We start from the raw sequence: 23,759 nt of genomic DNA, 5'->3' as shown, positions 1-23,759 counted from the left end.
ATTATTAAATCACCTTTTCAACCTAAAAAATAGAACAATAATCAAGTAAGGGATTCAATCGGACTAACAAAGCCCTGATAGGCATCCATATGCAGCCGGGATAAGGTATCCAACTGGGCCATATTCTCAACCCGGGTGGCGATGACGATGGCACCTATGTTATGAGCCGCCCGGCATACAGCCGCCAAAAACGCATCATCGTAATCCGGCTCGAGTATCTGATTGGTATAGGCATGATCAATCTTGACATAAACAGGGCGCAGCCTGGCAAGTTTACCCAGTATATCGAAGTGACGGCCAAAATGATCTATGCCCCACTTTACATTCAGTTTGGCAAGATGATCCTCTAGGGGTAGTTTGCCATGAGCAAAAATACTTTCAGGTATTTCCAGGAAGAGTCGCTCTGCGGCTGAGCTATGTTTAGCCAGAGTAAACGACAGTTGATGCCAAAAAATTTCACTATGACAACTTTGCTGAGTCAGGTTAACCGCCAATTTTAATGAAATGTCTTCCTCCAGCTTCTCCAAAGCCTTGTCAATAATGTGCTTATCAAATTCAGCACCGAGATTAAATTGCTCAATTATATTTATAAACTCTCCTGCATTAAAGTGACTATCATCTCTTTTTATAGCGGTAAAGAGTTCTCGATGATAAGTGGAACCATTAAAAATTTGTACACTTTGGGAGGAAAACAAGAGTTGATCATTTCTAATGTCATCTTCAAGCATCTTTTTCCATGCCAGGCGTCCCAATTCACTTGATAAAGCTTGCTGCTCAACAACTACGGTGCCAAGGCTCTCCATCCTGGCTTTGTTAAGTGCATTGTCAGCACTTGCCAACAAGTTAGAAACGGTCGCCCCTTCATAAAGGATACTGGCACCCACTACAGAAAAGTCATCACCTTCTACCGGATTGACCACCAATTCGGATATGGTCTGATTTATTTCATTCCCCAATATTTTTAAATTATCACCATCATTTTCTGGTAATAGCAAGGCATACTCTTTAGCGGATATACGTGACAATGCAAACTCATGATAACGATGACAAATCTTACGTAACCTTTCGGCAATAACTCTTACCATATCATCACGGGATGAAAAACCTTCCTCTTGATAAATTTTATCGAGTATATCAACAGACACCAATATTACAGCACTCCGTATCCCCTCCGTTATCCAAGACGATACCTGAGAGACAAAATAGGATCTATTCCCTAATCCAGAGGTCTCATCAAAAAATGCTTTCTGCCTTAACCGTTCTACTTCCTTAGCCTGATCGTTAAACTGAACTTCTAGCTTTGCAGACATGTTATTAATGGCACTGACCACATCTCTCAACTCCCGGGTGGGCGGTAAGGGAATCGTCTTGCCAAAATGATGCCGCTCTATTTCCTTAGCCTGATATCGAATCATAAACAGTGGTTTGAGCAAATAGCGTAAAGAAATAATTAACGATATCCAGGCTATAACAAAAAAGAACAGAAACCAGCTTGCCAGTCTACTCATGCCATTCCACAATTCATGATACGCTTGATTAGGATGCCCCTCTATATATAGCTTACCTAATTGCAGCCACCCCGATGTCAACACCGCTTCGTAACTGACTGTCTTGAACAGGCCAAGCCCGACAAACCATTCCGGCACACTCAGTGGATAATTGAGATTCTCTCGTAAAATATGATCATCTGCGGCCAGTAAATCCAGCCTCACCCTACGATAAAAACCGCCATCAAAAACAGCATTAATAACGGATTCAGCACCTACTTTATCACTGGTTTCTAAATAAGGCGTGAGTGCTAATCCTAATGAGGTGGCCGTATTCACCACATTAGTGTATTGCTGCTCAGCCAAGTAATCACGAGTAGAGTTAAAAAGCGCAAAATAAGCGGTAAGAAACAACACTGTGAAAAGAAATAGCATAGTAATCAGGAGCTGCCGATATAATGTCATATTATAGTTCCAGATTCATTTTGGGTCTGTTAAGTCGATTGACACCAAAGCGGCTGCGTAAATCATTCCACAAGGATAAACGCGAAGCCTGTCCGGCTAACTCCCCCCTGCCTCTTTCTTTCATCAACCAAAGATGTTGACCATTAAAACTGTACACTGGTACCAGATCCGTTCTTTGGGTTGCCGGACGGATAGTGTTTTCAAGGTTATCCAGGATCAAGGGAACCGAGCTGGGGGTGGGGTAATAGGCAACGACCATATGAAACTGGTTCAGACGCAACGCTTTTACATAGACCAATCTCAGCGTCTCATCCGCGATACCCAGCTCAAGTAAAGAGAAATACTTAGCGACACTGAAGTCTTCGCAATCGCCTCCCGCAGCCCCCAACATCTCTAGCGGCGTAGCCCAATAATCATCCTTGCCCCATAGTTTGATGTCATCAATAAAATGGTAGCGATTAAAAAAGCTGTTCACCCGGCTCAGGACTTCTTTTTCGCTCCAGCCAGACTCCTGCCCTTCACGTACCAGCTGTCGCCAAGCCCGGGCTCGCTGACCGGCCCGCTCTCCATAAAATTCCCGCACCGCAGCGACCATAGCATCATCTTCTGATGTCAGCGACTGGGCGGGTAATATCAGCAATAAACTGATAAAAAAACCACCCAGGTATGCAATACAGCGGACGTCATCCTTGCGGCGACAGAGGGTCATTATTCCATACTATAGACGGTCCAACGCATCCTGATGCCCTCTCTCGAGTCGGCCAGAGCCCCTACTACCCGGCGATTTGCAGCCGCAGACTCCTCGTCTTCTTCATTTTCCACCATGATTAACGGTTTGCTTTCGCCAAAGCCGATGATATCGAGTCGGTCTCCGGAAATACCTCCTTTTATTAGCTCCGCACGTACCGCTTCGGCCCGCCTCTTGGAAAGCGCCAGATTATATTCCTCGCTACCCACCTTACTGGCATGGCCTTCAATCAACAGCAACTTGCCGGGTGTTTGCTCCATAAATCTGGCCATGTCATTGATCACTGATCTGTATTCCGGCTTGATCGCGGAACTGTCATGAGCGAACAACACCAGAAGATCTTGCTTTAATACCTGACTCATGCCTTCATGACAACCGACATTGTCGACTTCGGCACCATTTGGCGAATCGCCACACTGCTCCCTCGCATTAATAACGCCATCCCAGTCTGGATCTGTTAAATCAAAGGCGGAAACCGTTTCCCGTTCTGGCTCTGCGGTCAAAGAGCAACCGGTCAATGGTAACAAGAGCAACATTAGTATCCATGATTTCATCGCAATTCTCCCTCTGCTTATTCCTTGCTGGCTAACCATTGTTCGGGTTGGGTAAACCGCAGCGACTCCAACAACTGTCCGGTTGCATTCATGATACGATATTCTGCGAGCAGCTGATCGTACTCGGCGTTAATATAGGAACGACGGGCTTCAAACAGTTCATTTTCGGTGTTCAGCACATCCAAAAGGGTTCGACTACCCAGGCTGAATTGTTTCTTATAAGCACCCACGGTATCAAAACCGGACTCAACATGTTGGCGTAAAAACTCCTTCTGCAGGCCCAATGTCTCATAAGCAACCCAGGCCAGGCGAGTTCCCTCGTTCGCCTGACGGAGGGCATTCATATGAATGTCTTTTGCCTGCATCTCCAATGCCGAGGTTGAACGACTACGGGCCAAATCGGCGCCGCCGTTAAACAGGTTGTAGCGCAAGCGAATCATGGCGGTAAAATCTTCGTAATGCCCGCGAACCCCGTCAATGTCTTCATCCCAGTTTTGATCCAGCTCGATGGCAATATTGGGATAGAAGCCAGACTTGGCATCTTGATGCTGATAACGGGCCGCTTCTGCGTCATACACCGCCGATATGACAGTCGGATTATTTTCTTGCGCTCTGACCAAGGCATCATCCAAGCTAGCCGGCATATAGTCGGCATCGGGTTTGGGCTGACGTAACTCCGACGGAGCCTGATTCACCAATGAGATGAAACGGCTCTCGGCATCACGCTGGTTATTTTCCGCCGCAGTCATATTAGAGTAGGCCCGTGCGACCCGGCCCCGGATCTGGGTAAGATCGGCACTGGAACCGAGTCCCGAGGTCGTGCGTTTTTGAATATCCGCCATGATCTGTTCATGGGTTTCCAAATTCTGCCGCGACAACTTGACGATTTCCGAATGCCGCAACAGATCCAGATACACCTCTGATACATTCAAGGCTATATCCTCGGCGGTGGCCAAGAGCGCATAACGCTGGGCATCGGCCTCGGCCTGGGTTCGATGCACATTGCTGGGAGTCTTGAAGCCGTCAAACAGCATCTGCCGCAGGGATATGCCCAACTCCTCTCGGGTCAGGGTTTTGTCACTACGGGGGTTGCCATCACGAACACCTGGACTGTCGGTATATTCATAGCCTATGCCGGCATCGGCATCCACTTTTGGTAAATAACCGGCAAACGCCGCATCCTGTTCATATTGTCTTGACTGGTAGAGGTGAAAGGCATCTTTGACCCTGGGGTGAGTCGTCAGGGTCTGGCTCACCGCCTCTTCCAAGGTCTGAGACCGTGCTTGGCCTGGCAGCCATAGAGCTGTTACCACCACAGCAGCGACGATAGAGTATTTTCTCATATCTTAAACTCCTTTTTATTTTTAGCGTTCTCTCAAGGCACTTTGCTTCGCTCTTAAAATAGGCTTCAACAAGTAATCCAATACCGTTTTTTTACCTGTAATAATATCTACTCCCGCTTGCATTCCCGGGATAATCCGCAATGGCGCATCCTCGGCACCCAAAAAACTCTCATAGGTACGGATCGTTGCCAGGTAAAAGGTGTTCCCTTCTTCGTCCTGGATAGAATCGGCACTTATTTTTTCAACTTCCCCTTTCAAACCTCCGTAAATAGTAAAATCATAGGCGGTGAATCTGACCATTGCCTCCAACCCCGGTCGTAAAAAGCCAATATCTTTCGGTGAAAGCCGTGCCTCAATCAACAGGGTGTCTTCCAAAGGCACTATTTCCACCAATGCCATTCCCGGCTGAATCACCCCTCCCACCGTATTCACACTGAGGGTTTTTACCGTGCCCTTAAGTGGAGAGGTCACCAGGGTACGCTTCACCCTGTCCTGCAAACCCACGGCCCCCTCCTGCAGCTGAGCCTGGCGGCTACGGCGCTCACTCAGCTCTTTTTGAGCATCGGATCTAAATGTCAGCGCCACTTCCTTGCGCTTGAAGATATTCTCCCGTAGGGAAGCATCCAGCTTGGGCAACAATAGCTGGGTCGACTCCAACTCTCCCTGCAGCTCGTTCAACTGTCGCTCCAACCGCAGTATCTCGACCTCGGGAACCACTCCTTCCCGCGCCAGAGGGCGGGTGATATTCACTTCCCGGGCCACCAGGGACACGCCGCGTTGCAAGGTTCTTATCCGGGAATTAGTTTCAATCAGTTCCTGCTCTCGTTGGGCTATCTGCTGTCCGAAAATGGATAACTGGTTGTTGAGATAATCGACGCGTTCGCTGAATACCGCCTGCTGCACCTCAGCCTGCCCCGGGTAGTCCCGTTGAAACACCTCGCTAAACACCAGCGGCTGCCGGGTAAGCTTGACCTGTTCACGCCAGGCCAGTTTGGCATCATCGGAAACACCGATGCTGTTTACCTCGGCCTGCAGCCGGATGATATCGCCCTGCAAGGAGGCGATTTCCTGCCCCCGTTCGCGCAGATCGGAACGAAAACGGGTATCGTCGATCAACAACAAGGGCTGATCTTTGTCTACCTGCTGACCTTCGTGAATATAGAGTTCGCGCACTATACCCCCTTCCAAGTTGGAAACCACCTGGAGTTGTTGCGACGGGATAACGGTCCCCTCTCCGGAGGTCACTTCGTCCAGATAAGCGAAATGCGCCCAACCAATGGCAACGGCGACAAACAGCAGGATGCACCAAAGCAGCACCCGGGCGCCCCTGGGGGTGGTCAGCAACACCGCCGCCGCCGTATCATTGCTGTAATCAAGCAGCTCGGGAGGAATTCTCTTCTGTTTAACCTTCACCTTCTGCCTAGCCATTGCTCACCTCCTGAGCTCTGACCTTACCGGACCTAAGCTGCTGCAATACCCGCTCTTTCGGGCCATCGGCGACGATGGCCCCCTGCTCCAATACGATAAGCCGGTCCACGATTTCCAGCATTGAGGTCCTGTGGGTGATCAGGATCAGGGTGGTTTCCGGCACCACCTTGGCCAGCTCTTTACGGATATAAAACTCGGAGCGGTTATCCATATTCGAGGTGGGTTCATCGAAAATAAGGATCGGTGGATCATTCAACAAGGCTCGGGCGATGGCGATGGCCTGGCGCTGCCCACCGGATAATTGCCTGCCGCCCTCACCCACCTGGCGATCCAGCCCCTCGGGGTCCTGGTTGGTAAACAGGGTTACCCCGGCTCGCTGGGCCGCACGCAGCACCCTGCTCTCATCGGCCAGGGGGTTGGCTATCACTATATTGTCGCGAATGGAACCATAAAACAGGGTTACGTCCTGGGGGACGCAGCCCACATTACGCCTCAATGCCGCCGGTTGCAGCTGACCGATATCGATACCATCTACCTGTATGGTTCCCTCTGTGGTTTGATACAGGCCCACCAACAAGCGCTCCAGGGTGGTCTTGCCGGAACCGATACGCCCGATAATGGCTACCTTCTCCCCTGCCTTGATCTGCAGAGAAACCTGATTGATAACCCTGTGCTCGCTGCCCGGATAGGTAAAGGACACCTTGTTAAACCGGATATCCCCCCTGAACTGGGGATGATGGATGTAGCGGCGCCCCGGCTCCTGCTCATCGGGCGAGGCCATGATCTGTTCGAGTATGCCCATCGCCGACTTCGCCTGGTTATAACGGGTGGATAACACGGATAATTGCACCATGGGGGCTATGGCCCGGCCGCTGAGCATCACCGAGGCAATCAGTCCCCCCATCGACAGGCTACCTTCGGCAATAAGATAAACACCGTAGAGGATCAGCGCCACGGTACCGAATTGCTGGGTGATGCTGGCCAGGGTGGAGACCGAATTGGTGAGTTTGCGGGTGGTGATGCCCCAGCTGGCAATATGGCTGACCGCCTGCTCCCACCTGTGCTGAAAAGTACCCTGGGCACCGAATAACTTGATGGTCTCAAGGCCGGCGATGCCCTCCACCAGGTTGGCATTTTTTTGCGAGGCCAGCCGCGCGCCTTCTTCTATGCTTTTGCTCAAGGGTCTTTGCACCAGCAAGCCGTAGCAGGCCAGTACCAGGATGGCGATGATGGGGACCAGCACCATGTTGCCGGCAAAGATCCAGATAACCAGTAAAAAAAGCATGGCAAACGGAATATCCACCAGGGCGGAGACGGTCGCCGATGTTAGAAAATCCCTGACAGTCTCGAATTCCTGTAAATGCCTGGCGAAGGCGCCGGTAGAGGGCGGTCGGGCCTCCATCCTCATGCCCATGACCTTGGAAAAGATATTGGCCGACAGCAGCACATCCGACTTCTTACCCGCGATATCGATAAAGTAGCTGCGCAGCATGCGCATTAAAAAATCAAACAACAGCACAAAACAGACCCCTGTCGCCAGCACCCAGAGGGAGTCGAAGGCCAGGTTGGGCACTATCTTGTCGTAGACATTCATGGTGAACAACGGCACCACCACCGCAAACAGGTTGATCAACAGGGAGGCGATCAGCACATCCCGATAGATCGAGGCCGATTGCCAGAGGATCCCCCAAAACCAATGGCCGTCATGATGACGCAGGCTTTGGGGGGAACGCTCGTCGTAACGAAATTTGGGCTTGATAAAAAACAGGCTGCCGCTATAGCACTGCTCCAGCTGTTCAAACGCCAGCCACTGTTCGCCTTCGCCCGTCGCAGGCAAGCTCACCTTTGCCCGTTTGTTATCCTCCAGGGCCAACAAGACACAGGCATCGCCGCCGTTCAGCAGTAAAATACAGGGCAGTAGCAGCTCAGACAACTCGGCCAGGGGCTGATGATTAAAACGAACCGATAATTGGGCTCGCTCCGCCGCCCGGGACAATAACAAGGGGGTCAGCTTGCCGTCGGCCAGGGGCAGGCCGGCGGTCAGCGCCTCGCCCTGATGGGGATGGCCGTAATATTTGGTCACAAACACCAGGCTTTCCAGCAGCGGATCCTGGCAATCGATGTGGAGTTCCTTCATCCCTGTCCACGCTCACGTCCCTTACGTTAAACCTAAGTCTAGTCAGAGATATTGAGTTATAAGACAAATTTTGATCGGACAGGGCAAGGAAAAGAGGGAAACCCGCGCGGTTTAACGGTCAAAAAATACCGGCCCTGAGGCCGGTATCCATTAACAGCCGATGCCGCAGTTGTAATTAAAGCACGTTGACCGCGTTCAGCTCGGTGAAGGCCTGCTCCAGGCGGGAAATCATGGCAGTCTGGCCTTCGCGCAGCCATACTCGCGGATCGTAGTATTTCTTGTTGGGCTTGTCATCGCCGTCCGGGTTGCCAATCTGGCCCTGCAGATAGCCTTCTTTGGCCTTGTAATAGTTCATCACGCCGGCCCAGGTGGCCCACTGGGTGTCGGTGTCGATGTTCATCTTGACCACACCGTAGCCGATGGACTCCTCGATTTCTTCGGCGGAAGAGCCGGAGCCGCCGTGGAACACGAAGTTCAGGGACTTGGCCGGTAGGCCGAACTTCTCGGACACATATTTCTGGGAGTTGTCGAGAATTTTCGGAGTCAGCTTAACGTTACCCGGCTTGTACACGCCGTGTACATTACCGAAGGAAGCGGCGATGGTGAACTTGTCGCTGATGGCGCTCAGCTTCTCGTAGGCGTAGGCCACGTCTTCCGGCTGGGTATACAGCATGGAGCTGTCCATACCGGTATTGTCGACGCCGTCTTCTTCGCCACCGGTACAACCCAGTTCGATTTCCAGGGTCATGCCGATCTTGCTCATCCGCTCAAGGTACTTGGCGCAGATCTCGATATTTTCTTCCAGGCTTTCTTCGGACAGATCGATCATGTGCGAGCTGAACAGCGGCTTGCCGGTCTCGGCAAAGTGCTTCTCGCCGGCATCCAGCAGGCCGTCGATCCAGGGCAGCAGCTTCTTGGCGGCGTGGTCGGTATGCAGGATAACAGGAACGCCATAGGCCTCTGCCAGCGCGTGCACATGGCGGGCACCGGAAATGGCACCCAGGATGGCAGCCTGTTGGCCTTCCAGTTTCAGGCCCTTGCCGGCGAAGAAGGCGGCACCACCATTGGAAAACTGGACAACGACCGGTGCTTTCATCTTGGCGGCGGCTTCCATCACCCCGTTGGCAGAATCGGTACCCACCACATTGACCGCCGGCAGGGCGAATTTGTTGGCCTTGGCGATGGCAAAAATGGTTTGCATATCATCGCCACTGACGACACCCGGCTTAACCACATCAAAAATCTTCTGAGACATTATCTCGCTCCTGTTATTTTATTTCCACAACCGGCCAGAATGCGTGGCCGGTTGAATTAAATCAATCGTTTCAATTAGCCCTGGGCTCTTTGCTCCAGCATGGCCACCGCCGGCAGGGTCTTGCCTTCGACAAACTCAAGGAAGGCACCACCACCGGTAGAAATATAGGAAATCTGATCCTTGATGCCGAACAGATCGATGGCCGCCAGGGTGTCACCACCGCCGGCAATGGAGAAGGCATCGCTCTCGGCGATGGCCTTGGCCACGATCTCGGTACCACGCCGGAAGTTTTCAAATTCGAACACGCCGACCGGACCATTCCAGATAATGGTCTTGGCGCTTTTCAGGATCTCGGCCAGCCGCTGGGCGGACGCATCGCCCAGATCCAGGATCTGCTCCTGGTCGGTCACCTCGGAGACATCCTTGAGGGTGGCCGGGGCGGTCTCGGAAAACTCGGCTGCGGTACGCACATCGGTGGCCAGGGGAATGTCACACTTGGCCATCAGTCGCTTGGCCTCGGGGATCAAGTCCGCCTCGTACAGGGATTTGCCCACGTTGTGACCGGCAGCGGCCACAAAGGTATTGGAGATACCGCCACCGACTACCAGCTGATCGGCGATACCGGAAAGAGACTCCAGCACGGTCAGCTTGGTCGACACTTTGGAACCACCAACCACGGCAACCAGAGGGCGGGCCGGGTTATCCAGTGCCCTGGCCAGGGCTTCCAGCTCGGCCGACAGCAAGGGTCCGGCACAGGCCACGGGGGCGAATTGGGCGACACCATGGGTCGAAGCCTGGGCACGGTGCGCGGTGCCGAAGGCATCCATCACAAACACGTCGCACAAGGCGGCGTATTGCCTAGCCAGGGACTCATCGTCTTTTTTCTCGCCCTTGTTGAAGCGTACGTTCTCCAGCACCACCAGCTCGCCGGCGGCAAGCTCGACCCCGTCCAGATAGTCCTTGGCCAGGCGTACGGGAACGGACAGTTTGTCCTTGAGGTAGGCCACCACCGGTTGCAGGGAGAACTCTTCGGCATATTCGCCCTCGGTAGGGCGTCCCAGATGAGAGGTCACCATCACCTTGGCGCCTTGGGCCAGGGCGGCCTCTATGGTCGGCAAGGAAGCCAGGATACGGGCGTCGGACGTCACCTTGCCGTCTTTCACCGGTACGTTGAGATCGGCCCGGATCAGTATCCGTTTGCCGGCCAGATCCAACTCATTCATTTTGATTACAGACATATGTGTCCTCTTCCTGTAAGTACAAAGTGTTGTAAAAAAACGATTAACGCTGATTGTTTCCCGCCGCCATCCAGGTCAGGCTGGTATCCAGCATACGATTGGCAAACCCCCACTCATTATCACACCACATCAGCATCTTGATCAGGTTGGCATCGCTGACCCGGGTCTGGGTACCGTCGATGATCGAGGAATGGGGATCATGATTGAAATCGACCGACACCAGCGGCGCTTCGGTATAGTCGAGGATCCCCTTGAGCGCCCCTTCGGCCGCCTGCCTCAACACCCGGTTAACCTCATCAACCGTGGCCTTATTTTCCACGATCACACTCAAGTCCATGGCCGTCACATTGATGGTGGGGACACGTACCGAGATGGCTTCGAACTTCCCGGCAAAATGGGGCAAGATGCGCTCTACTCCCTTGGCCAACTTGGTATCCACCGGGATGATGGACTGGCTAGCGGCACGGGTCCGGCGCAGATCCGAATGGTAGGCATCGATCACCTGCTGATCGTTCATGGCTGAATGAATGGTAGTAATATTACCACATTTTATATTAAAAACCCGGTGCAAGGTCTCAATTACCGGCACCACACAGTTGGTGGTACAGGAGGCATTTGACACAATGACTTCATTTCCAGTCAACAGCTGGTGATTCACCCCATAGACGATGGTGGCGTCCACATCGGCATCGGCGGGGTGGGAAAACAACACCTTGCGGGCCCCCGCCTGCAGATGCAACTCGGCATCGGCCCGGCTCGACAGCACGCCGGTACAATCCAGCACCAGATCCACGTCCAGCTGGGCCCATGGCAGCCTGGCCGCGTCCGGCTCGTGACACAGACGAATGCTATCCCCGGCAATTTCAAGACCGCTCGGTACCAGGCTAACCTCATGGCGAAAACGACCATGGCTGGAGTCATATCGGGTCAGGTGGGCGATGGCATCCGGCTCTGCCAGTTCATTGATGGCCACAATTTTCATCTGCTTATCCAGGCCCCTTTCATAGAAGGCCCGTAAAACACTACGTCCAATACGGCCGTAGCCGTTGATGGCAACTCGGATCATGAAATTAAGGTTCCTGCTCGCTGTGCAAATTGGGCTGATGATGTCGCATCAGATATGCCTCCATCTATCGCCGTTATGGCCCAAGTCTAACGGGGATTGGGGGTCAGGGGAATGCTTTCCCCTGACGGCACCCCGAGCCAAAACACCCATAAAAAAAACCGGCTATCAAGAGCCGGCTTTTTGACTGAGCAATATCCTGGCGGATTAGAAAAACGGGGCATACCCGTTACCCCGACAAGAGCCTCAGCTGCTTGTCAGGCTTAGCCCAGCAGCGCCTTGGCTTTAGCAACCACATTATCGGCGGTGAAACCGAACAACTTGAACAGATCGCCGGCGGGCGCCGACTCACCGAAGGTACGCATGCCGATGATATCGCCGCCAAAGCCCACGTACTTGTACCAGTAGTCGGCGATGCCGGCCTCGACCGCCAGCCGTTTAGTCACGGCGGCGGGCAGTACGCTTTCTTTATATTCGCTGCTCTGGGCATCGAACACATCGGTACAGGGCAGTGATACCACCCGTACCCTGCGCCCTTCGGCGCTCAGCTGCTCACCGGCAGAGATGGCCAGTTCAACCTCGGAACCGGTGGCGATGATAATCAGCTCCGGAGTACCGTCGCAATCTTTCAGCACGTAGCCGCCCTTGGCCACATCGGCCAGTTGTGCTGTGCTACGTTCGATCTGACCCAGGTTTTGACGGGAAAAGATCAACGCACTGGGGCCGTCCTTGCGCTCAATAGCGGCTTTCCAGGCAACGGCAGACTCCACCTGATCACAGGGACGCCAGGTGCTCATGTTCGGGGTCAGCCGCAGGGACGCGATCTGCTCCACCGGCTGGTGGGTCGGGCCGTCTTCACCCAGGCCTATGCTGTCATGGGTGTAAACAAAGATGGAGCGCTGCTTCATCAGCGCCGCCATGCGCACCGCGTTACGGGCATATTCCACAAACATCAGGAAGGTACCGGCGTAGGGAATAAAGCCCCCATGCAGGGCGATGCCATTCATGATGGCGCTCATGCCGAACTCGCGCACCCCGTAGTGCAGATAATTGCCGGAGGCATCGGCGGCCGAGATCGGCTGAGAAGCCTTGTGCATGGTCAGGTTGCTGGGAGCCAGGTCGGCACTGCCGCCGAGCAGCTCGGGCAGGATGGCGCCGTAGGCGTCTAGGGCATTCTGGGAGGCCTTACGGGTGGCGATCTTGGCCGGGTTGGCCTGCAGGGTATTGATAAAGTCGGCGCTTTGCTCGGCCCAGTTGGCCGGCAGCTCGCCTTCGATACGGCGCTTGAACTCAACGGCCAGCTCGGGATAGTCGGCGGCATAGGCGGTCAGTTTTTCATTCCAGGCCTGCTCGGCGGCTTGGCCCTTGGCCTTGGCATCCCACTCGCCATAAATGTCGGCGGGGATCTCGAACGGCGCATGATTCCAGCCCAGTTGCTCACGGGTAGCGGCGATTTCCGCATCCCCCAGGGGAGCACCGTGGCAGTCATGGCTGCCGGCCTTATTGGGCGCGCCAAAACCGATAATGGTACGGCAGCAGATCAGCGTGGGTTTGCCGGTTTCCGCCTTGGCGGCGTCGATGGCGGCCGCCACGGCGGCGGCGTCGTGGCCGTCTACCGCAGGGATCACGTGCCAGCCGTAGGCTTCGAAACGCGCAGGTGTATCGTCGGTGAACCAGCCTTCCACATGACCGTCGATGGAAATGCCGTTGTCATCCCAGAAGGCAATCAGCTTGCCCAGCCCCAAGGTGCCCGCCAGGGAGCAGGCTTCATGGGAGATACCTTCCATCAGGCAGCCGTCACCCAGGAAGGTATAGGTATGGTGATCCACCACCTGGTGTCCGGGCCGGTTGAACTGGGCCGCCAGGGATTGTTCGGCGATAGCCATGCCCACGGCATTGGTGATGCCCTGCCCCAGGGGACCCGTGGTGGTTTCCACGCCCGGCGCATAACCGTATTCGGGATGGCCCGGGGTCTTGGAATGCAGTTGACGGAACTGCTTGAGGTCTTCGATAGACAGCTCGTAGCCGGTCAGGTGCAGCAAGGAATAGAGCAGCATGGAACCATGGCCATTAGACAACACAAAACGGTCGCGGTCGGCCCAGTTGGGGTTTGCGGGGTTATGATTCAGATAATCACGCCACAATACCTCGGCAATATCCGCCATACCCATGGGGGCTCCGGGGTGACCGGAATTGGCTTTTTGCACCGCATCCATACTCAATGCGCGAATAGCATTGGCAAGCTCTTTACGAGAAGGCATCGACATCTCCTGGGGATCACATTCTTCAAAGGGGTTAAATGACGGCGTATTGTCCCAAAGACTGGGGGGGGAGCGCAAATCTATTATCCTGTCATTCTATTTCATTAAAATTCTGCCACTTTTTTCTGGCAATCGACCGGGACGCTCTCTAAAATAGCCATCCAGATGTTAATACCGCCACACGCAACTGGTGCCTGTGGCCCGTAATGTAGGAAACCGAAGCACCCATGGCCAGACTGTTTACTTCCGAGTCCGTATCCGAAGGTCATCCGGACAAGATTGCAGACCAGATCTCCGACGCCGTTCTTGACGCCATCCTGGCTCAGGATCCCAATGCCCGCGTCGCCTGTGAAACCTATGTTAAAACCGGCATGGTGATCGTCGGTGGTGAAATTTCCACCAGCGCCTGGGTTGATATCGAGGATCTGGCCCGCAAAACCGTACGTGATATCGGTTATACCAGCTCCGACATGGGTTTTGATGGTGACAGCTGTGCCGTACTCAATGCGATCGGCAAGCAGTCTCCCGATATCGCCATGGGTGTGGATCGTAAAGACCCGAGGGAGCAAGGCGCCGGCGACCAGGGCCTGATGTTCGGTTACGCATCAAATGAAACCGATGTCTTGATGCCAGCCCCCATCACCTATGCCCACCGTCTGGTCAAGCGTCAGGCTTATATCCGCAAGAGCCACGAACTGGACTGGCTGCGCCCGGATGCCAAATCCCAGATAACCTTTGTCTACGACGACGGCAAGCCGGTGGCCATCGATGCGGTGGTGTTGTCTACCCAACATAGCCCGGACATCGATCAGGAAACCCTGCGCGAAGCGGTGATGGAGCATATCATCAAGCCGGTGCTGCCCGCCGAGTTCCTGACCAAGAATACCAAGTACTTTATCAACCCGACCGGCAACTTCGTGATCGGCGGCCCCATGGGCGACTGTGGTCTGACCGGCCGCAAGATCATCGTCGACACCTACGGCGGCATGGCCCGTCATGGTGGCGGCGCCTTCTCCGGCAAGGATCCGTCCAAGGTTGACCGCTCCGCCGCCTACGCCGCCCGGTACGTGGCCAAGAACATCGTCGCCGCCGGCCTGGCGGACCGCTGCGAAATCCAGGTGTCTTACGCCATCGGGGTGGCCGAGCCGACCTCCATCAGCGTGGAAACCTTCGGCACCGGCAAGGTCTCGGAAGAACTGATCGACGCCCTGGTGCGCGAGCACTTCGACCTGCGCCCCTATGGCCTGATCGAGATGTTGGACCTGAACCGTCCCATTTATCAGCCCACCGCCGCCTACGGCCACTTCGGTCGGGAAGAATTCCCCTGGGAAGCGACCGACAAGGCCGCGCTGCTGCGCGACGCCGCCGGCCTGAAATAACCGGTTCGAGGGGAAGCATTCGCTTCCCCTTTTTTACCTCCGCGTACATGACGCTCCCCCCCGCCCTGATTATCCAGGTCAATGACAGGGTCACCGACTGCCTATCCCTGGCCGGGCAAAGACTCGGCGATGATTTCCCCCCTCCCCGCGTCTGCTTCAACCAGGGTGGCCGCATCGCCGGCTCCGCTTGGCTGGAGCGCTGGGAACTGAGGTTCAACCCCGTCTTGCTGGCGGACAATGTCGGGGCATTTATCACCGAGATCATTCCCCATGAGGTGGCGCACCTGGTGGTATTCGCCCGCTACGGCAAGGTCAGGCCCCACGGCCGGGAATGGCAAACCGTGATGCGCTCGGTCTTCGGCCTCGAACCCAGCACCCGACACCGCCTGGACACCCACAAGGTGGCGCCGACCTTCGGCTACGACTGCGGCTGCCGGCTGCATAGACTCAGCCTGAGGCGGCACAATAAAATTCAACGCGGCCAGAGCCGGTATTTATGCATGCACTGTGGCAAACTGCTGACCCTGGCTGAATAGGTTTTTTCCGCTGAAATCGTGATGCCAACACCCAGCGCCACCCAAGCTGTTTTATCCATTTATCGAGGAAAACAAGATGATCAAGATAGGCTCCCCCCTGCCCACCCACGAATTCACCATCCTCACCGACGAGGGTAAAACCACCGCCACCAGCGAGCAGCTGTTCAAGGGCAAGAAGGTGGTGCTGTTCGCGGTGCCCGGCGCCTTTACCCCCACCTGTTCCAACAGCCACCTGCCCGGCTTCGTGGTGCAGGCCGACCGGTTCAAGGCCAGGGGTGTCGATACCATCTGCTGCCTGTCGGTCAATGACGCCTTCGTGATGCGTGCCTGGCAGCAACACCAGAATGCCGATGCCATCACCATGCTTGCCGACGGCGCCGGCAGCTTTACCCAGGCGCTGGGACTGGCCAAGGACACCGGCGAGTTCGGCGGGCTGCGAGCCCAGCGCTTCGCCCTGGTGGCAGAAGACGGGGTGGTGACGGCACTGAAGATAGAGGCACCCGGCAAGTTCGAAGTGTCCGACGCCGAGACCCTGCTGCAACTGGTCTGACCCCGTCTATCCATGTGTCGGGCCAAGGCCCGACCCGCCTCTGTCATCTGTACGGGGACTCAGGAACAGGGACTGGGCACGACTGCCATCTCTGGTCCCCAATCCCTAATCCCAAGTCCCTCACCCCTTGCCTCTGCGGCTCTGGATGGTAAGCTTGCGTCGCCTATAAATCATTAACAAGAACAATGAGTCGTGCGCTACATCATCATTTTACTGGGCCTGTGTTCATGGGTTACCCAGGCCGAGCCGCTGTCTTTTCGGCAGGCCAAGAAGGTTGCCCCACGGATTTATCAGGGTAACCCCGTCACCTTTTACTGTGGCTGTGATATCAAGCAGAATGGCAAGCAACTGGTGCCCGACCTGGCCAGTTGCGGTTATCAGGTACGCAAACAGCAACGCCGGGCCAGCCGTGTCGAATGGGAGCATATAGTGCCCGCCTGGGAGCTGGGTCACCAGCGTCAATGCTGGCAGCTGGGCGGCCGCAAAAACTGTGCCCGCACCGATGCGCAGTTCAAACAGATGGAAGGTGATCTGCACAACCTGGTTCCGGCCATCGGCGAGGTCAACGGAGACCGTTCCAACTACCGCTTTTCCGAATGGAACGGCAGGCCCAACCAGTATGGCCGCTGCCAGATGCTGGTCGACTTCAAGGGCCGCAAGGTGCAACCACCGGCACAGAGCCGGGGAACCATAGCCCGGACTTATCTTTATATGCAGCAGCAATATAAGCTGAACATAGCCAAACAGCAGCTGCGCCTGTTTGAAGCATGGAACCGCATGCACCCGCCCACCGACTGGGAATGCGAGCGGAACCATCGCATCAATGAGCTGCAGGGCAACCCTAACCCCTTCGTCAAGGAGCAATGCGAACATTATGCGTATACCCCGCATCCATGAGCCTCACCCCTTAACTCCGGGTCGCACCTTGCCGCTGTCGGAAGATGGCGCCAACCACGTGGGCCGGGTGCTGCGCATGCAACCCGGCCAAGCCCTGGTCCTGTTCGATGGTAATGGCGGCCAGTATCCGGCCACCATTACCGCCGTGGATAAAAAGTCGGTGACGGTTCAAGTGGGCGATTTTCAGAACAGGGAAGTGGAGTCCCCCCTGCATTTTCACCTCGGTCAAGTAGTCAGCCGGGGCGACAAGATGGACTTCACCATCCAGAAGTCCGTCGAGCTGGGAGTAAATGTGATAACACCGCTGTTTTCCAGCCGCTGTGGCGTCAAGCTCAGCGGCGAACGACTGGAGAAAAAACTGCACCAGTGGCAGAAAATCGCCATCGCCGCCTGTGAGCAATGCGGCCGCAACCGTATTCCCGAGATCCGCCCGGCCCGTCCCCTGGAGCAATGGCTGAGTGAGCAGACCGCTGAGCTGAAATTAAATCTGCATCCCAGAGCCCAATTCAGTGTCAACACCTTGCCGCCGCCGAGCGGGGGCGTTAGGCTGCTGGTAGGGCCCGAGGGGGGCCTGTCCGACCAGGAAATCGCCCTCGCCCGCGGACAGGGGTTTGTCGATATGCTGCTGGGCCCCCGGGTATTACGAACAGAAACCGCGGCCATGACCGCCATCACCGCCTTGCAATGCCGTTTCGGAGATCTCGCATGACCATTAAATTGGGAATCGTGATGGACCCCATTCAGTCCATCAATATCAAGAAAGACACCAGCTTCGCCATGCTGCTGGAGGCCCAGCGCCGGGGCTATGAACTCTGGTACATGGAAATGAGCGATCTCAGCATGCTGCAGGGTGAGGCCCTCGGCCGCATGGCCCGGCTTACGGTCAAGGAAGACGCCAGCCAATGGTTTACCCTGGAGCCCGCCGCTTCCCGCCCGCTGGCCGAGCTGGACGTGATCCTGATGCGCAAAGATCCGCCCTTCGATACCGAATATATCTACGCGACCTACCTGCTCGAGCAGGCCGAAGAAAAGGGCACTTTGATCGTCAACAAGCCTCAGAGCCTGCGCGACGCCAACGAAAAACTCTATACCGCCTGGTTCCCGGAGTTCACCCCCACCACCCTGGTGACCCGCAGTGCTACTGATATCCGAGCCTTCCACCGGGAGCACAAGGACATCATCCTCAAGCCACTGGACGGCATGGGCGGGGCCTCCATTTTCCGGATCAAGGAAGACGATCCGAACGTCGGCGTTATCATCGAAACCCTCACCGAACACGGCAGCCGTTACTGCATGGCACAGGTCTTTATGCCGGCGATCACCGACGGAGACAAGCGGGTGCTGGTGGTGGATGGCGAACCCGTACCCTATTGCCTGGCGCGCATACCCCAAGGCGGTGAAACCCGCGGAAACCTGGCCGCCGGTGGCCGGGGCGAGGCCCGCCCCCTAAGCGACAGCGATCGCCGCATCGCCGAGACGCTGGGACCTATACTCAAGGCAAAAGGGCTGATTTTTGTCGGGCTGGATATCATCGGTGATAAGCTGACCGAGGTAAATGTCACCAGCCCCACCTGTGTGCGTGAGATAGAAGCCGCCTTCCCGGTCAATATCACCGGCATGCTGATGGACGCCATTGAAAAGCGCCTGGCCTGACAAGCCGGCGCCCCGATACAAACTGAAACCAAGACCCCGAGACACTATGGAATCACTCCAACATCATTTTCTTATCGCCATGCCCGCGCTGAAGGATCCGTTTTTCGCCGGCTCCGTCACCTATATCTGCGAACATAACGAAGAGGGTGCCATGGGGCTGGTGATCAATATCCCCATCGATATGAAGGTGCTGGAGCTGCTTGACCAGCTGGAGCTGGAGCCGGAAGACAATCCCGAGCTGAAGGAAAAGCCCGTACTACAGGGTGGCCCGGTGGCCGCCGACCGGGGCTTTGTGCTGCACAGTCCACTGGATGGCTTCAACTCCAGCCAGCAGCTGGCAGAGGACTTGATGATCACCACCTCCAGGGACGTGCTGGAAGCACTGGGCACCGAGCAACAGCCGGAGAAATATCTGGTGGCCCTGGGCTACGCCGGCTGGACGCCGGGACAGCTGGAGCAGGAGCTGGTGGAAAACAGCTGGCTGACCATACCGGCGGACACCGATCTGATCTTCAATACTCCCCTGGCCCAGCGCTGGCATGAAGCCATTGGTCGGCTGGGTATCGACTCCCGCCAGCTGTCCTCCCAGGTGGGACACGCATGAGTGGCAGCCGCACCCTGCTCGGCTTCGACTATGGCCTGAAAAGCATCGGCGTCGCCATCGGCCAGGAAATCACCGTCTCGGCCCGCCCACTGTTGGCGCTGAAGGCCAATGACGGCATACCCGACTGGCAGCAGATTGAAAAGTTGCTCAAGGAATGGCAACCGGAGCTGCTGATTGTCGGCCTGCCGCTCAATATGGACGGTACCGAGCAGGAAATCAGCCGCCGCGCCCGCAAGTTCGCCAACCGCCTGCACGGTCGCTTTGGCCTGCCGGTCGAGTTGCAGGACGAACGGCTAACCACCACGGATGCCCGCGCCCGCCTGTTTGAAGCCGGCGGCTACAAAGCTCTGGGCAAGGATGCGGTGGATGCGGTCTCCGCCCAGTTGATCATCGAGTCGTGGATGGAAAGCCGGTATTAACCCAGCCTTTTATATATCAATAGGGGCTGTCGGCGCTTTCCGTTCGTGGCCCCTACCCTGTCCGTGCCGGACCATGGCTCTTCAGCTGCGGCCAATACCGGCTCCTCCCGTAACCCGGCTTTGACTCCTGCTGAACCATTCCCCAGCTATCCCAATCCAACGAGTATTAGTATTGAACTTTGACTAAAATAGCGCCAAACTAGTCCTGTTCAATCCAGGCAGGAAAAGGACAGCAGTATCCTCTGCCCGATAACCAGGTTGTTGTGGCCAATAAACCGGTTCATCAGCATTTCCGGTAGCATGTCTTAGGAGCTCCGATGACACATTCTGCAAATGTGAAGGGATACCAGGTGGTTATTCCGGAGGAAACTCATACCCTGGCTGAATTCAGCAAAAATGACTTGCCGGGCGTCGCGACCATTAATTCCGCCTTGGTCAGTTTCGAGCCCAAGGAGGCGTTTGCCTGGCACCTGTCCATCATGGTCGAGGCCAAAGAGCTTGGCGATTACAGGATGCCAACACCTCATGAGCAGAAGATGCTTTATGACTTCGAGGATGAGATAGAGCCAAATATAAAAGCCAATGGCAATGCCTTGTTCCTGGCTCGCGTTACTCACAACGGTTGGCGCGAATTGGTTTATCGTATATACGACCCCCAACCGCTGAACAATTATTTACAGAGTTTAATACAATCAGAAAATAATTCACGACCATTTGAGTTCCATATAGATCCTGATGAGCACTGGGAAAAGGCCACATGGTTTATCCAGGCAGTTGACTCCTAACACAGCCAGCGGATGCCGATGATCCCCCGTTTGATGGACATACCAGATAGTAAGCAGCCCGGCTGGCCCAGGTTTGGCGCCCTCATTCAATACCGTCTACACTGGTTCCATCCCGCCCTGCTGCGGGTAGGCAACTGGATTTAGCCGTTAGCCGACGCCGCGTGATCCAGCCGCTATCCACATAAGGAGATGAATCATGCGCTTCCTGTTGAAGGTTAATATTCCTGTCGAGGCCGGAAACACGGCGGCAAAGGCGGGAACACTCGGCGCCACCATCCAGTCCATCCTGGCGGATTTAAAACCGGAGGCCGCCTACTTCACCGACAACAACGGCCAGCGGGCCGGATTTATCGTGTTCGAGATGCAGGACGCCGCCGAGATCCCGGCAATTGCCGAACCCTGGTTTCTCGCCTTCAACGCCAGTATTGAACTCCATCCGGTCATGATCCCGGCCGATCTCGCCAATGCCGGACCTGCGATCGAGCAAGCCGTCAACAGTTACGGACGATAGTCATGCCGGGAACCGAATAACCTAAGGAGCATTAAATGGATAAGTTTATGGATGCCGCCATCGAAGAAGCCAGGAAAGGCCGGGCCGAAAACGGCATCCCCATCGGCTCGGTACTGGTTCTTGATGGAAAAATCGTCGCCCGCGGCCACAATCAGCGTATTCAGAAAGGCAGCGCTGTGCTCCATGCGGAAATGGATTGCCTGGAAAATGCAGGCCGTTTAACGGCGGCTGACTATAAAAGATCCACACTCTATTCCACCTTGTCCCCCTGCGATATGTGCAGCGGTGCCGTGCTGCTTTACGGTATCCCGAAAGTGGTGATAGGTGAAAATAAAACCTTCCAGGGGCCGGAGGAATATGTGAAGTCGCGGGGAGTAGAACTGATCGTTCTTGACAGCCAGGAATGCAAAGAGCTGATGAACGAATTGATCAGTACGAAGCCAGAGCTCTGGAACGAGGATATAGGGGAATAACCGAACCTCGAGCATATTCGCTCAACCAACATATTCTGCATAAAAAAAGCCCCGCTATGCGGGGCTTTTTCAGAATACGGAATGAACCGGATTCAGACTACCTGGATTTGTGAAGCCTGCGGACCCTTGGCACCCTCAGCCGGGGTGTAAGTGACCTGTTGACCTTCGGCCAGGGTTTTGAAACCGCCGCCGACGATTTCGGAGAAATGAGCAAAGAGATCTTTGCCGCCGTCAGCCGGAGTGATAAATCCAAAACCTTTCGCTTCGTTGAACCATTTTACGGTACCGTTAGCCATTTTAATCCTACCTTTTTTAAATAATGAGCAATGCTCGGAAATACACAATAACAATCAAAGAAGGGAAGCTAAGTGACTGAAGTACCGTAAGGAACCAACAATATACGAGGGCCGCGCTAACTTGAAAATCGTGCTGCAGGTACAATACGTGAAGCCGAGCTCCAGGTCAAACCTTATCAAAAATTAATCAATTTATCTCAGAATCAACAAAGGCGCCCGCAGGCGCCTGGTTCATTAATATTTGGGCACTTTACCCTATGACGCCGATGGCATTGAGGAACATCACCACGATGGCGACCGGGCTGACATAGCGGATGGTGTAATACCAGAGCCGGTAACCAAGCCCCTTGCCCAACTCTTCTTCCGTGGCCTTGCGGCTCATGACTCGCCCGGCAAAGATAGCGATAAACAGGCCTCCCAGGGGCAGGAACCAGCCGGAAGTCAGGTAATCCAGTACCCCGAAGAAGGTCTTGCCGAACAGGGTGTGCCTCTCCCAGATATTGAAGGAAAACACGGTTCCCAGACTCAGCACCCACATCACCAAGCCGGACCCCAGGCAGGCCTTGAACCGGGAGATCCGATACCTCTCGGTCATCCAGGCCACCGCCGGCTCGATCAACGATATGGCCGACGTCAGCGCCGCCACCGACAGCATGATAAAGAAGATCATGCCGAACAGGCCGCCGAAGGGCATCTGGCCGAAGGCGATCGGCAGGGTCACAAACAATAGGCCGGGGCCGGAACCCGGTTCCAGGCCGTTGGCGAATACCAGGGGGAAGATCACCATGCCCGCGAGCAGGGCCACCAGGGTGTCCAGGATACCGATGGTAATGGCGGTTTTGGCGATAGACACCTTTTGCGGCAGGTAGGAGCCGTAGGTCATCATGCCACCGCCGGCGATGCTCAGGGTAAAAAACGCATGGCCCAGGGCCACCAGTATGCTGGTGCCGGATAACTTGCTGAAATCCGGGTTGAATAGGAAATTCAGCCCCTGCATAAAGTACCCCGTGGTCATGGCGTATCCCACCAACACCAGCAGCAGCACGAAGAGGCCGGGCATCATGGCGTTCACCGCCTTCTCCAGCCCCTGCTTGACCCCCCGCGCCACCACCAGCAGGGTGATCATCAGCACCAGGGTCCCCCAGAAGATCAGCGCCCAGGGATCGGCCAACAGCTGGCCGAAATGGGCGCCGACCTGTTCGCCGGACGCACCGTCGAAGACGCCCTGGGCCGAGATGAAAATATAGGAAATGGCCCAACCGGCCACCACCGTGTAGAAACTGAGGATCAGGAAGCCGGAGACCACTCCCAGCCAGCCCAGCAGTCGCCAGTGGCGGGACACCTTGAATTCCCGGGCCAGGTTGGCCATCGAATTCGCAGGGTTTTGTTTGCCGCGCCGACCGATCATTACCTCCGCCATCAACAGCGGGAGCCCGATCACCAGGATGCAGGCCAGATAGACCAGTACGAAGGCGCCGCCGCCGTGCTCCCCGGTGATATAGGGAAACTTCCAGATATTACCCAGGCCGACGGCGGATCCCGTCGCGGCCAGGATAAAAGTCAGGCGGCCGGACCATTGTAGTTGCGCCGGACGTCCCTTGAGCTCCTGGCTCACGCCGGCCACGGTATCACCGCCAGCCACCATTCGTGTGTTTTCCATAACCTAGACTCCTGATA

Annotated in this window: 23 protein-coding genes; 11 read left to right on the top strand and 12 right to left on the bottom strand. The window is 55.4% G+C overall.

The features are described from left to right. Positions 1-41 precede the first annotated feature (41 nt). The 10 genes from ABD806_RS00885 to tkt form a co-directional block, all read right to left on the bottom strand. Positions 42-1,952 (bottom strand): bifunctional diguanylate cyclase/phosphodiesterase, encoded by a 1,911-nt coding sequence (locus ABD806_RS00885; RefSeq protein WP_344953700.1) that lies wholly within the window; start codon positions 1,950-1,952, stop codon positions 42-44. Between the two features lies 1 nt (position 1,953). Then, the gene (locus tag ABD806_RS00880) at positions 1,954-2,661 is read right to left on the bottom strand and encodes a transglutaminase-like cysteine peptidase (RefSeq protein ID WP_344953697.1); all 708 of its coding nucleotides are present in this window, start codon (positions 2,659-2,661) and stop codon (positions 1,954-1,956) included. Then, positions 2,661-3,254, bottom strand: coding sequence for an OmpA family protein (locus ABD806_RS00875; protein WP_344953694.1), 594 nt, complete (start codon positions 3,252-3,254; stop codon positions 2,661-2,663). Before ABD806_RS00875 ends, ABD806_RS00880 begins: the two co-directional genes overlap by 1 nt. 17 nt (positions 3,255-3,271) lie before the next feature. Beyond that, positions 3,272-4,597 (bottom strand): TolC family outer membrane protein, encoded by a 1,326-nt coding sequence (locus ABD806_RS00870; protein WP_344953691.1) that lies wholly within the window; start codon positions 4,595-4,597, stop codon positions 3,272-3,274. Between the two features lie 21 nt (positions 4,598-4,618). Then, the gene (locus ABD806_RS00865) at positions 4,619-6,025 is read right to left on the bottom strand and encodes an HlyD family type I secretion periplasmic adaptor subunit (RefSeq protein WP_344953688.1); all 1,407 of its coding nucleotides are present in this window, start codon (positions 6,023-6,025) and stop codon (positions 4,619-4,621) included. Then, positions 6,018-8,162, bottom strand: a complete 2,145-nt coding sequence (locus tag ABD806_RS00860) for a type I secretion system permease/ATPase (RefSeq protein WP_344953685.1) — start codon at positions 8,160-8,162, stop codon at positions 6,018-6,020. The genes ABD806_RS00865 and ABD806_RS00860 overlap by 8 nt, the downstream gene beginning before the upstream one ends. A gap of 175 nt (positions 8,163-8,337) precedes the next feature. After that, the gene (gene fbaA / locus ABD806_RS00855; RefSeq protein ID WP_344953683.1) at positions 8,338-9,417 is read right to left on the bottom strand and encodes a class II fructose-bisphosphate aldolase; all 1,080 of its coding nucleotides are present in this window, start codon (positions 9,415-9,417) and stop codon (positions 8,338-8,340) included. 74 nt (positions 9,418-9,491) lie between these two features. Continuing rightward, positions 9,492-10,655 (bottom strand): phosphoglycerate kinase, encoded by a 1,164-nt coding sequence (gene pgk, locus ABD806_RS00850; RefSeq protein ID WP_344953680.1) that lies wholly within the window; start codon positions 10,653-10,655, stop codon positions 9,492-9,494. A gap of 43 nt (positions 10,656-10,698) precedes the next feature. Next, entirely contained in the window at positions 10,699-11,721 is a 1,023-nt protein-coding gene (gene epd, locus ABD806_RS00845; RefSeq protein ID WP_344953677.1) for an erythrose-4-phosphate dehydrogenase, read from the bottom strand. 260 nt (positions 11,722-11,981) lie between these two features. After that, positions 11,982-13,979, bottom strand: coding sequence for a transketolase (gene tkt / locus ABD806_RS00840; RefSeq protein ID WP_344953674.1), 1,998 nt, complete (start codon positions 13,977-13,979; stop codon positions 11,982-11,984). 227 nt (positions 13,980-14,206) lie between these two features. Between tkt and metK the strand changes: the two genes are divergently transcribed. The 11 genes from metK to ABD806_RS00785 all read left to right on the top strand — a co-directional run bounded on the left by metK (position 14,207) and on the right by ABD806_RS00785 (position 21,786). After that, a complete protein-coding gene (gene metK, locus ABD806_RS00835; RefSeq protein WP_344953671.1) occupies positions 14,207-15,358 on the top strand; it encodes a methionine adenosyltransferase in 1,152 nt (383 codons plus the stop codon). 47 nt (positions 15,359-15,405) lie between these two features. Next, entirely contained in the window at positions 15,406-15,894 is a 489-nt protein-coding gene (locus ABD806_RS00830; protein ID WP_344953668.1) for a SprT family zinc-dependent metalloprotease, read from the top strand. Between the two features lie 76 nt (positions 15,895-15,970). Beyond that, positions 15,971-16,444, top strand: coding sequence for a peroxiredoxin (locus tag ABD806_RS00825; protein WP_344953665.1), 474 nt, complete (start codon positions 15,971-15,973; stop codon positions 16,442-16,444). Positions 16,445-16,636: 192 nt separating this feature from the next. After that, positions 16,637-17,341 (top strand): endonuclease, encoded by a 705-nt coding sequence (locus ABD806_RS00820; RefSeq protein WP_344953662.1) that lies wholly within the window; start codon positions 16,637-16,639, stop codon positions 17,339-17,341. Continuing rightward, the gene (gene rsmE, locus ABD806_RS00815; protein ID WP_344953659.1) at positions 17,319-18,050 is read left to right on the top strand and encodes a 16S rRNA (uracil(1498)-N(3))-methyltransferase; all 732 of its coding nucleotides are present in this window, start codon (positions 17,319-17,321) and stop codon (positions 18,048-18,050) included. The genes ABD806_RS00820 and rsmE overlap by 23 nt, the downstream gene beginning before the upstream one ends. Then, positions 18,047-18,994 (top strand): glutathione synthase, encoded by a 948-nt coding sequence (gshB, locus tag ABD806_RS00810; RefSeq protein WP_344953656.1) that lies wholly within the window; start codon positions 18,047-18,049, stop codon positions 18,992-18,994. The genes rsmE and gshB overlap by 4 nt, the downstream gene beginning before the upstream one ends. Positions 18,995-19,040: 46 nt before the next feature. Continuing rightward, positions 19,041-19,598 carry a YqgE/AlgH family protein gene (locus tag ABD806_RS00805; RefSeq protein ID WP_344953653.1) on the top strand — a complete coding sequence of 186 codons (558 nt, stop codon included), beginning with the start codon at positions 19,041-19,043 and terminating at the stop codon, positions 19,596-19,598. Then, the gene (gene ruvX, locus ABD806_RS00800) at positions 19,595-20,017 is read left to right on the top strand and encodes a Holliday junction resolvase RuvX (protein WP_344953650.1); all 423 of its coding nucleotides are present in this window, start codon (positions 19,595-19,597) and stop codon (positions 20,015-20,017) included. Before ABD806_RS00805 ends, ruvX begins: the two co-directional genes overlap by 4 nt. 317 nt (positions 20,018-20,334) lie before the next feature. Beyond that, positions 20,335-20,802: a DUF695 domain-containing protein gene (locus tag ABD806_RS00795; RefSeq protein ID WP_344953647.1), complete on the top strand. Its 468-nt coding sequence runs from the start codon at positions 20,335-20,337 to the stop codon at positions 20,800-20,802. Positions 20,803-20,998: 196 nt separating this feature from the next. Continuing rightward, on the top strand, positions 20,999-21,313 hold the full coding sequence (locus ABD806_RS00790) for a DUF3303 family protein (protein WP_344953644.1): 315 nt from the start codon (positions 20,999-21,001) through the stop codon (positions 21,311-21,313). A gap of 35 nt (positions 21,314-21,348) precedes the next feature. Further along, entirely contained in the window at positions 21,349-21,786 is a 438-nt protein-coding gene (locus tag ABD806_RS00785; protein ID WP_344953641.1) for a nucleoside deaminase, read from the top strand. Between the two features lie 92 nt (positions 21,787-21,878). On the opposite strand, the gene ABD806_RS00780 is transcribed toward ABD806_RS00785, so the two are convergent. Beyond that, positions 21,879-22,082 (bottom strand): cold-shock protein, encoded by a 204-nt coding sequence (locus ABD806_RS00780; protein WP_116473585.1) that lies wholly within the window; start codon positions 22,080-22,082, stop codon positions 21,879-21,881. A gap of 250 nt (positions 22,083-22,332) precedes the next feature. Further along, entirely contained in the window at positions 22,333-23,742 is a 1,410-nt protein-coding gene (locus ABD806_RS00775) for a sodium-dependent transporter (protein ID WP_344953635.1), read from the bottom strand. Positions 23,743-23,759: the final 17 nt, after the last annotated feature.

This window comes from Zobellella aerophila, from assembly GCF_039539325.1.
GTDB lineage: Bacteria > Pseudomonadota > Gammaproteobacteria > Enterobacterales > Aeromonadaceae > Oceanimonas > Oceanimonas aerophila.
This window is presented reverse-complemented; position numbering and strand designations above follow the sequence as displayed.

What these genes read in the sequence shown, in the direction of transcription:
- tkt (WP_344953674.1), bottom strand. Translation starts at nt 13,979, where the DNA reads ATGCCTTCTCGTAAAGAGCTTGCCAATGCTATTCGCGCATTGAGTATG.
- ABD806_RS00795 (WP_344953647.1), top strand. Translation starts at nt 20,335, where the DNA reads ATGACACATTCTGCAAATGTGAAGGGATACCAGGTGGTTATTCCGGAG.
- ABD806_RS00865 (WP_344953688.1), bottom strand. Translation starts at nt 6,025, where the DNA reads ATGGCTAGGCAGAAGGTGAAGGTTAAACAGAAGAGAATTCCTCCCGAG.
- ABD806_RS00785 (WP_344953641.1), top strand. Translation starts at nt 21,349, where the DNA reads ATGGATAAGTTTATGGATGCCGCCATCGAAGAAGCCAGGAAAGGCCGG.
- ABD806_RS00870 (WP_344953691.1), bottom strand. Translation starts at nt 4,597, where the DNA reads ATGAGAAAATACTCTATCGTCGCTGCTGTGGTGGTAACAGCTCTATGG.
- metK (WP_344953671.1), top strand. Translation starts at nt 14,207, where the DNA reads ATGGCCAGACTGTTTACTTCCGAGTCCGTATCCGAAGGTCATCCGGAC.
- ABD806_RS00860 (WP_344953685.1), bottom strand. Translation starts at nt 8,162, where the DNA reads ATGAAGGAACTCCACATCGATTGCCAGGATCCGCTGCTGGAAAGCCTG.
- fbaA (WP_344953683.1), bottom strand. Translation starts at nt 9,417, where the DNA reads ATGTCTCAGAAGATTTTTGATGTGGTTAAGCCGGGTGTCGTCAGTGGC.
- gshB (WP_344953656.1), top strand. Translation starts at nt 18,047, where the DNA reads ATGACCATTAAATTGGGAATCGTGATGGACCCCATTCAGTCCATCAAT.
- rsmE (WP_344953659.1), top strand. Translation starts at nt 17,319, where the DNA reads ATGCGTATACCCCGCATCCATGAGCCTCACCCCTTAACTCCGGGTCGC.
- ABD806_RS00880 (WP_344953697.1), bottom strand. Translation starts at nt 2,661, where the DNA reads ATGACCCTCTGTCGCCGCAAGGATGACGTCCGCTGTATTGCATACCTG.
- epd (WP_344953677.1), bottom strand. Translation starts at nt 11,721, where the DNA reads ATGATCCGAGTTGCCATCAACGGCTACGGCCGTATTGGACGTAGTGTT.
- ABD806_RS00825 (WP_344953665.1), top strand. Translation starts at nt 15,971, where the DNA reads ATGATCAAGATAGGCTCCCCCCTGCCCACCCACGAATTCACCATCCTC.
- ruvX (WP_344953650.1), top strand. Translation starts at nt 19,595, where the DNA reads ATGAGTGGCAGCCGCACCCTGCTCGGCTTCGACTATGGCCTGAAAAGC.
- ABD806_RS00790 (WP_344953644.1), top strand. Translation starts at nt 20,999, where the DNA reads ATGCGCTTCCTGTTGAAGGTTAATATTCCTGTCGAGGCCGGAAACACG.
- ABD806_RS00805 (WP_344953653.1), top strand. Translation starts at nt 19,041, where the DNA reads ATGGAATCACTCCAACATCATTTTCTTATCGCCATGCCCGCGCTGAAG.
- ABD806_RS00780 (WP_116473585.1), bottom strand. Translation starts at nt 22,082, where the DNA reads ATGGCTAACGGTACCGTAAAATGGTTCAACGAAGCGAAAGGTTTTGGA.
- ABD806_RS00775 (WP_344953635.1), bottom strand. Translation starts at nt 23,742, where the DNA reads ATGGAAAACACACGAATGGTGGCTGGCGGTGATACCGTGGCCGGCGTG.
- ABD806_RS00885 (WP_344953700.1), bottom strand. Translation starts at nt 1,952, where the DNA reads ATGACATTATATCGGCAGCTCCTGATTACTATGCTATTTCTTTTCACA.
- ABD806_RS00830 (WP_344953668.1), top strand. Translation starts at nt 15,406, where the DNA reads ATGACGCTCCCCCCCGCCCTGATTATCCAGGTCAATGACAGGGTCACC.
- pgk (WP_344953680.1), bottom strand. Translation starts at nt 10,655, where the DNA reads ATGTCTGTAATCAAAATGAATGAGTTGGATCTGGCCGGCAAACGGATA.
- ABD806_RS00875 (WP_344953694.1), bottom strand. Translation starts at nt 3,254, where the DNA reads ATGAAATCATGGATACTAATGTTGCTCTTGTTACCATTGACCGGTTGC.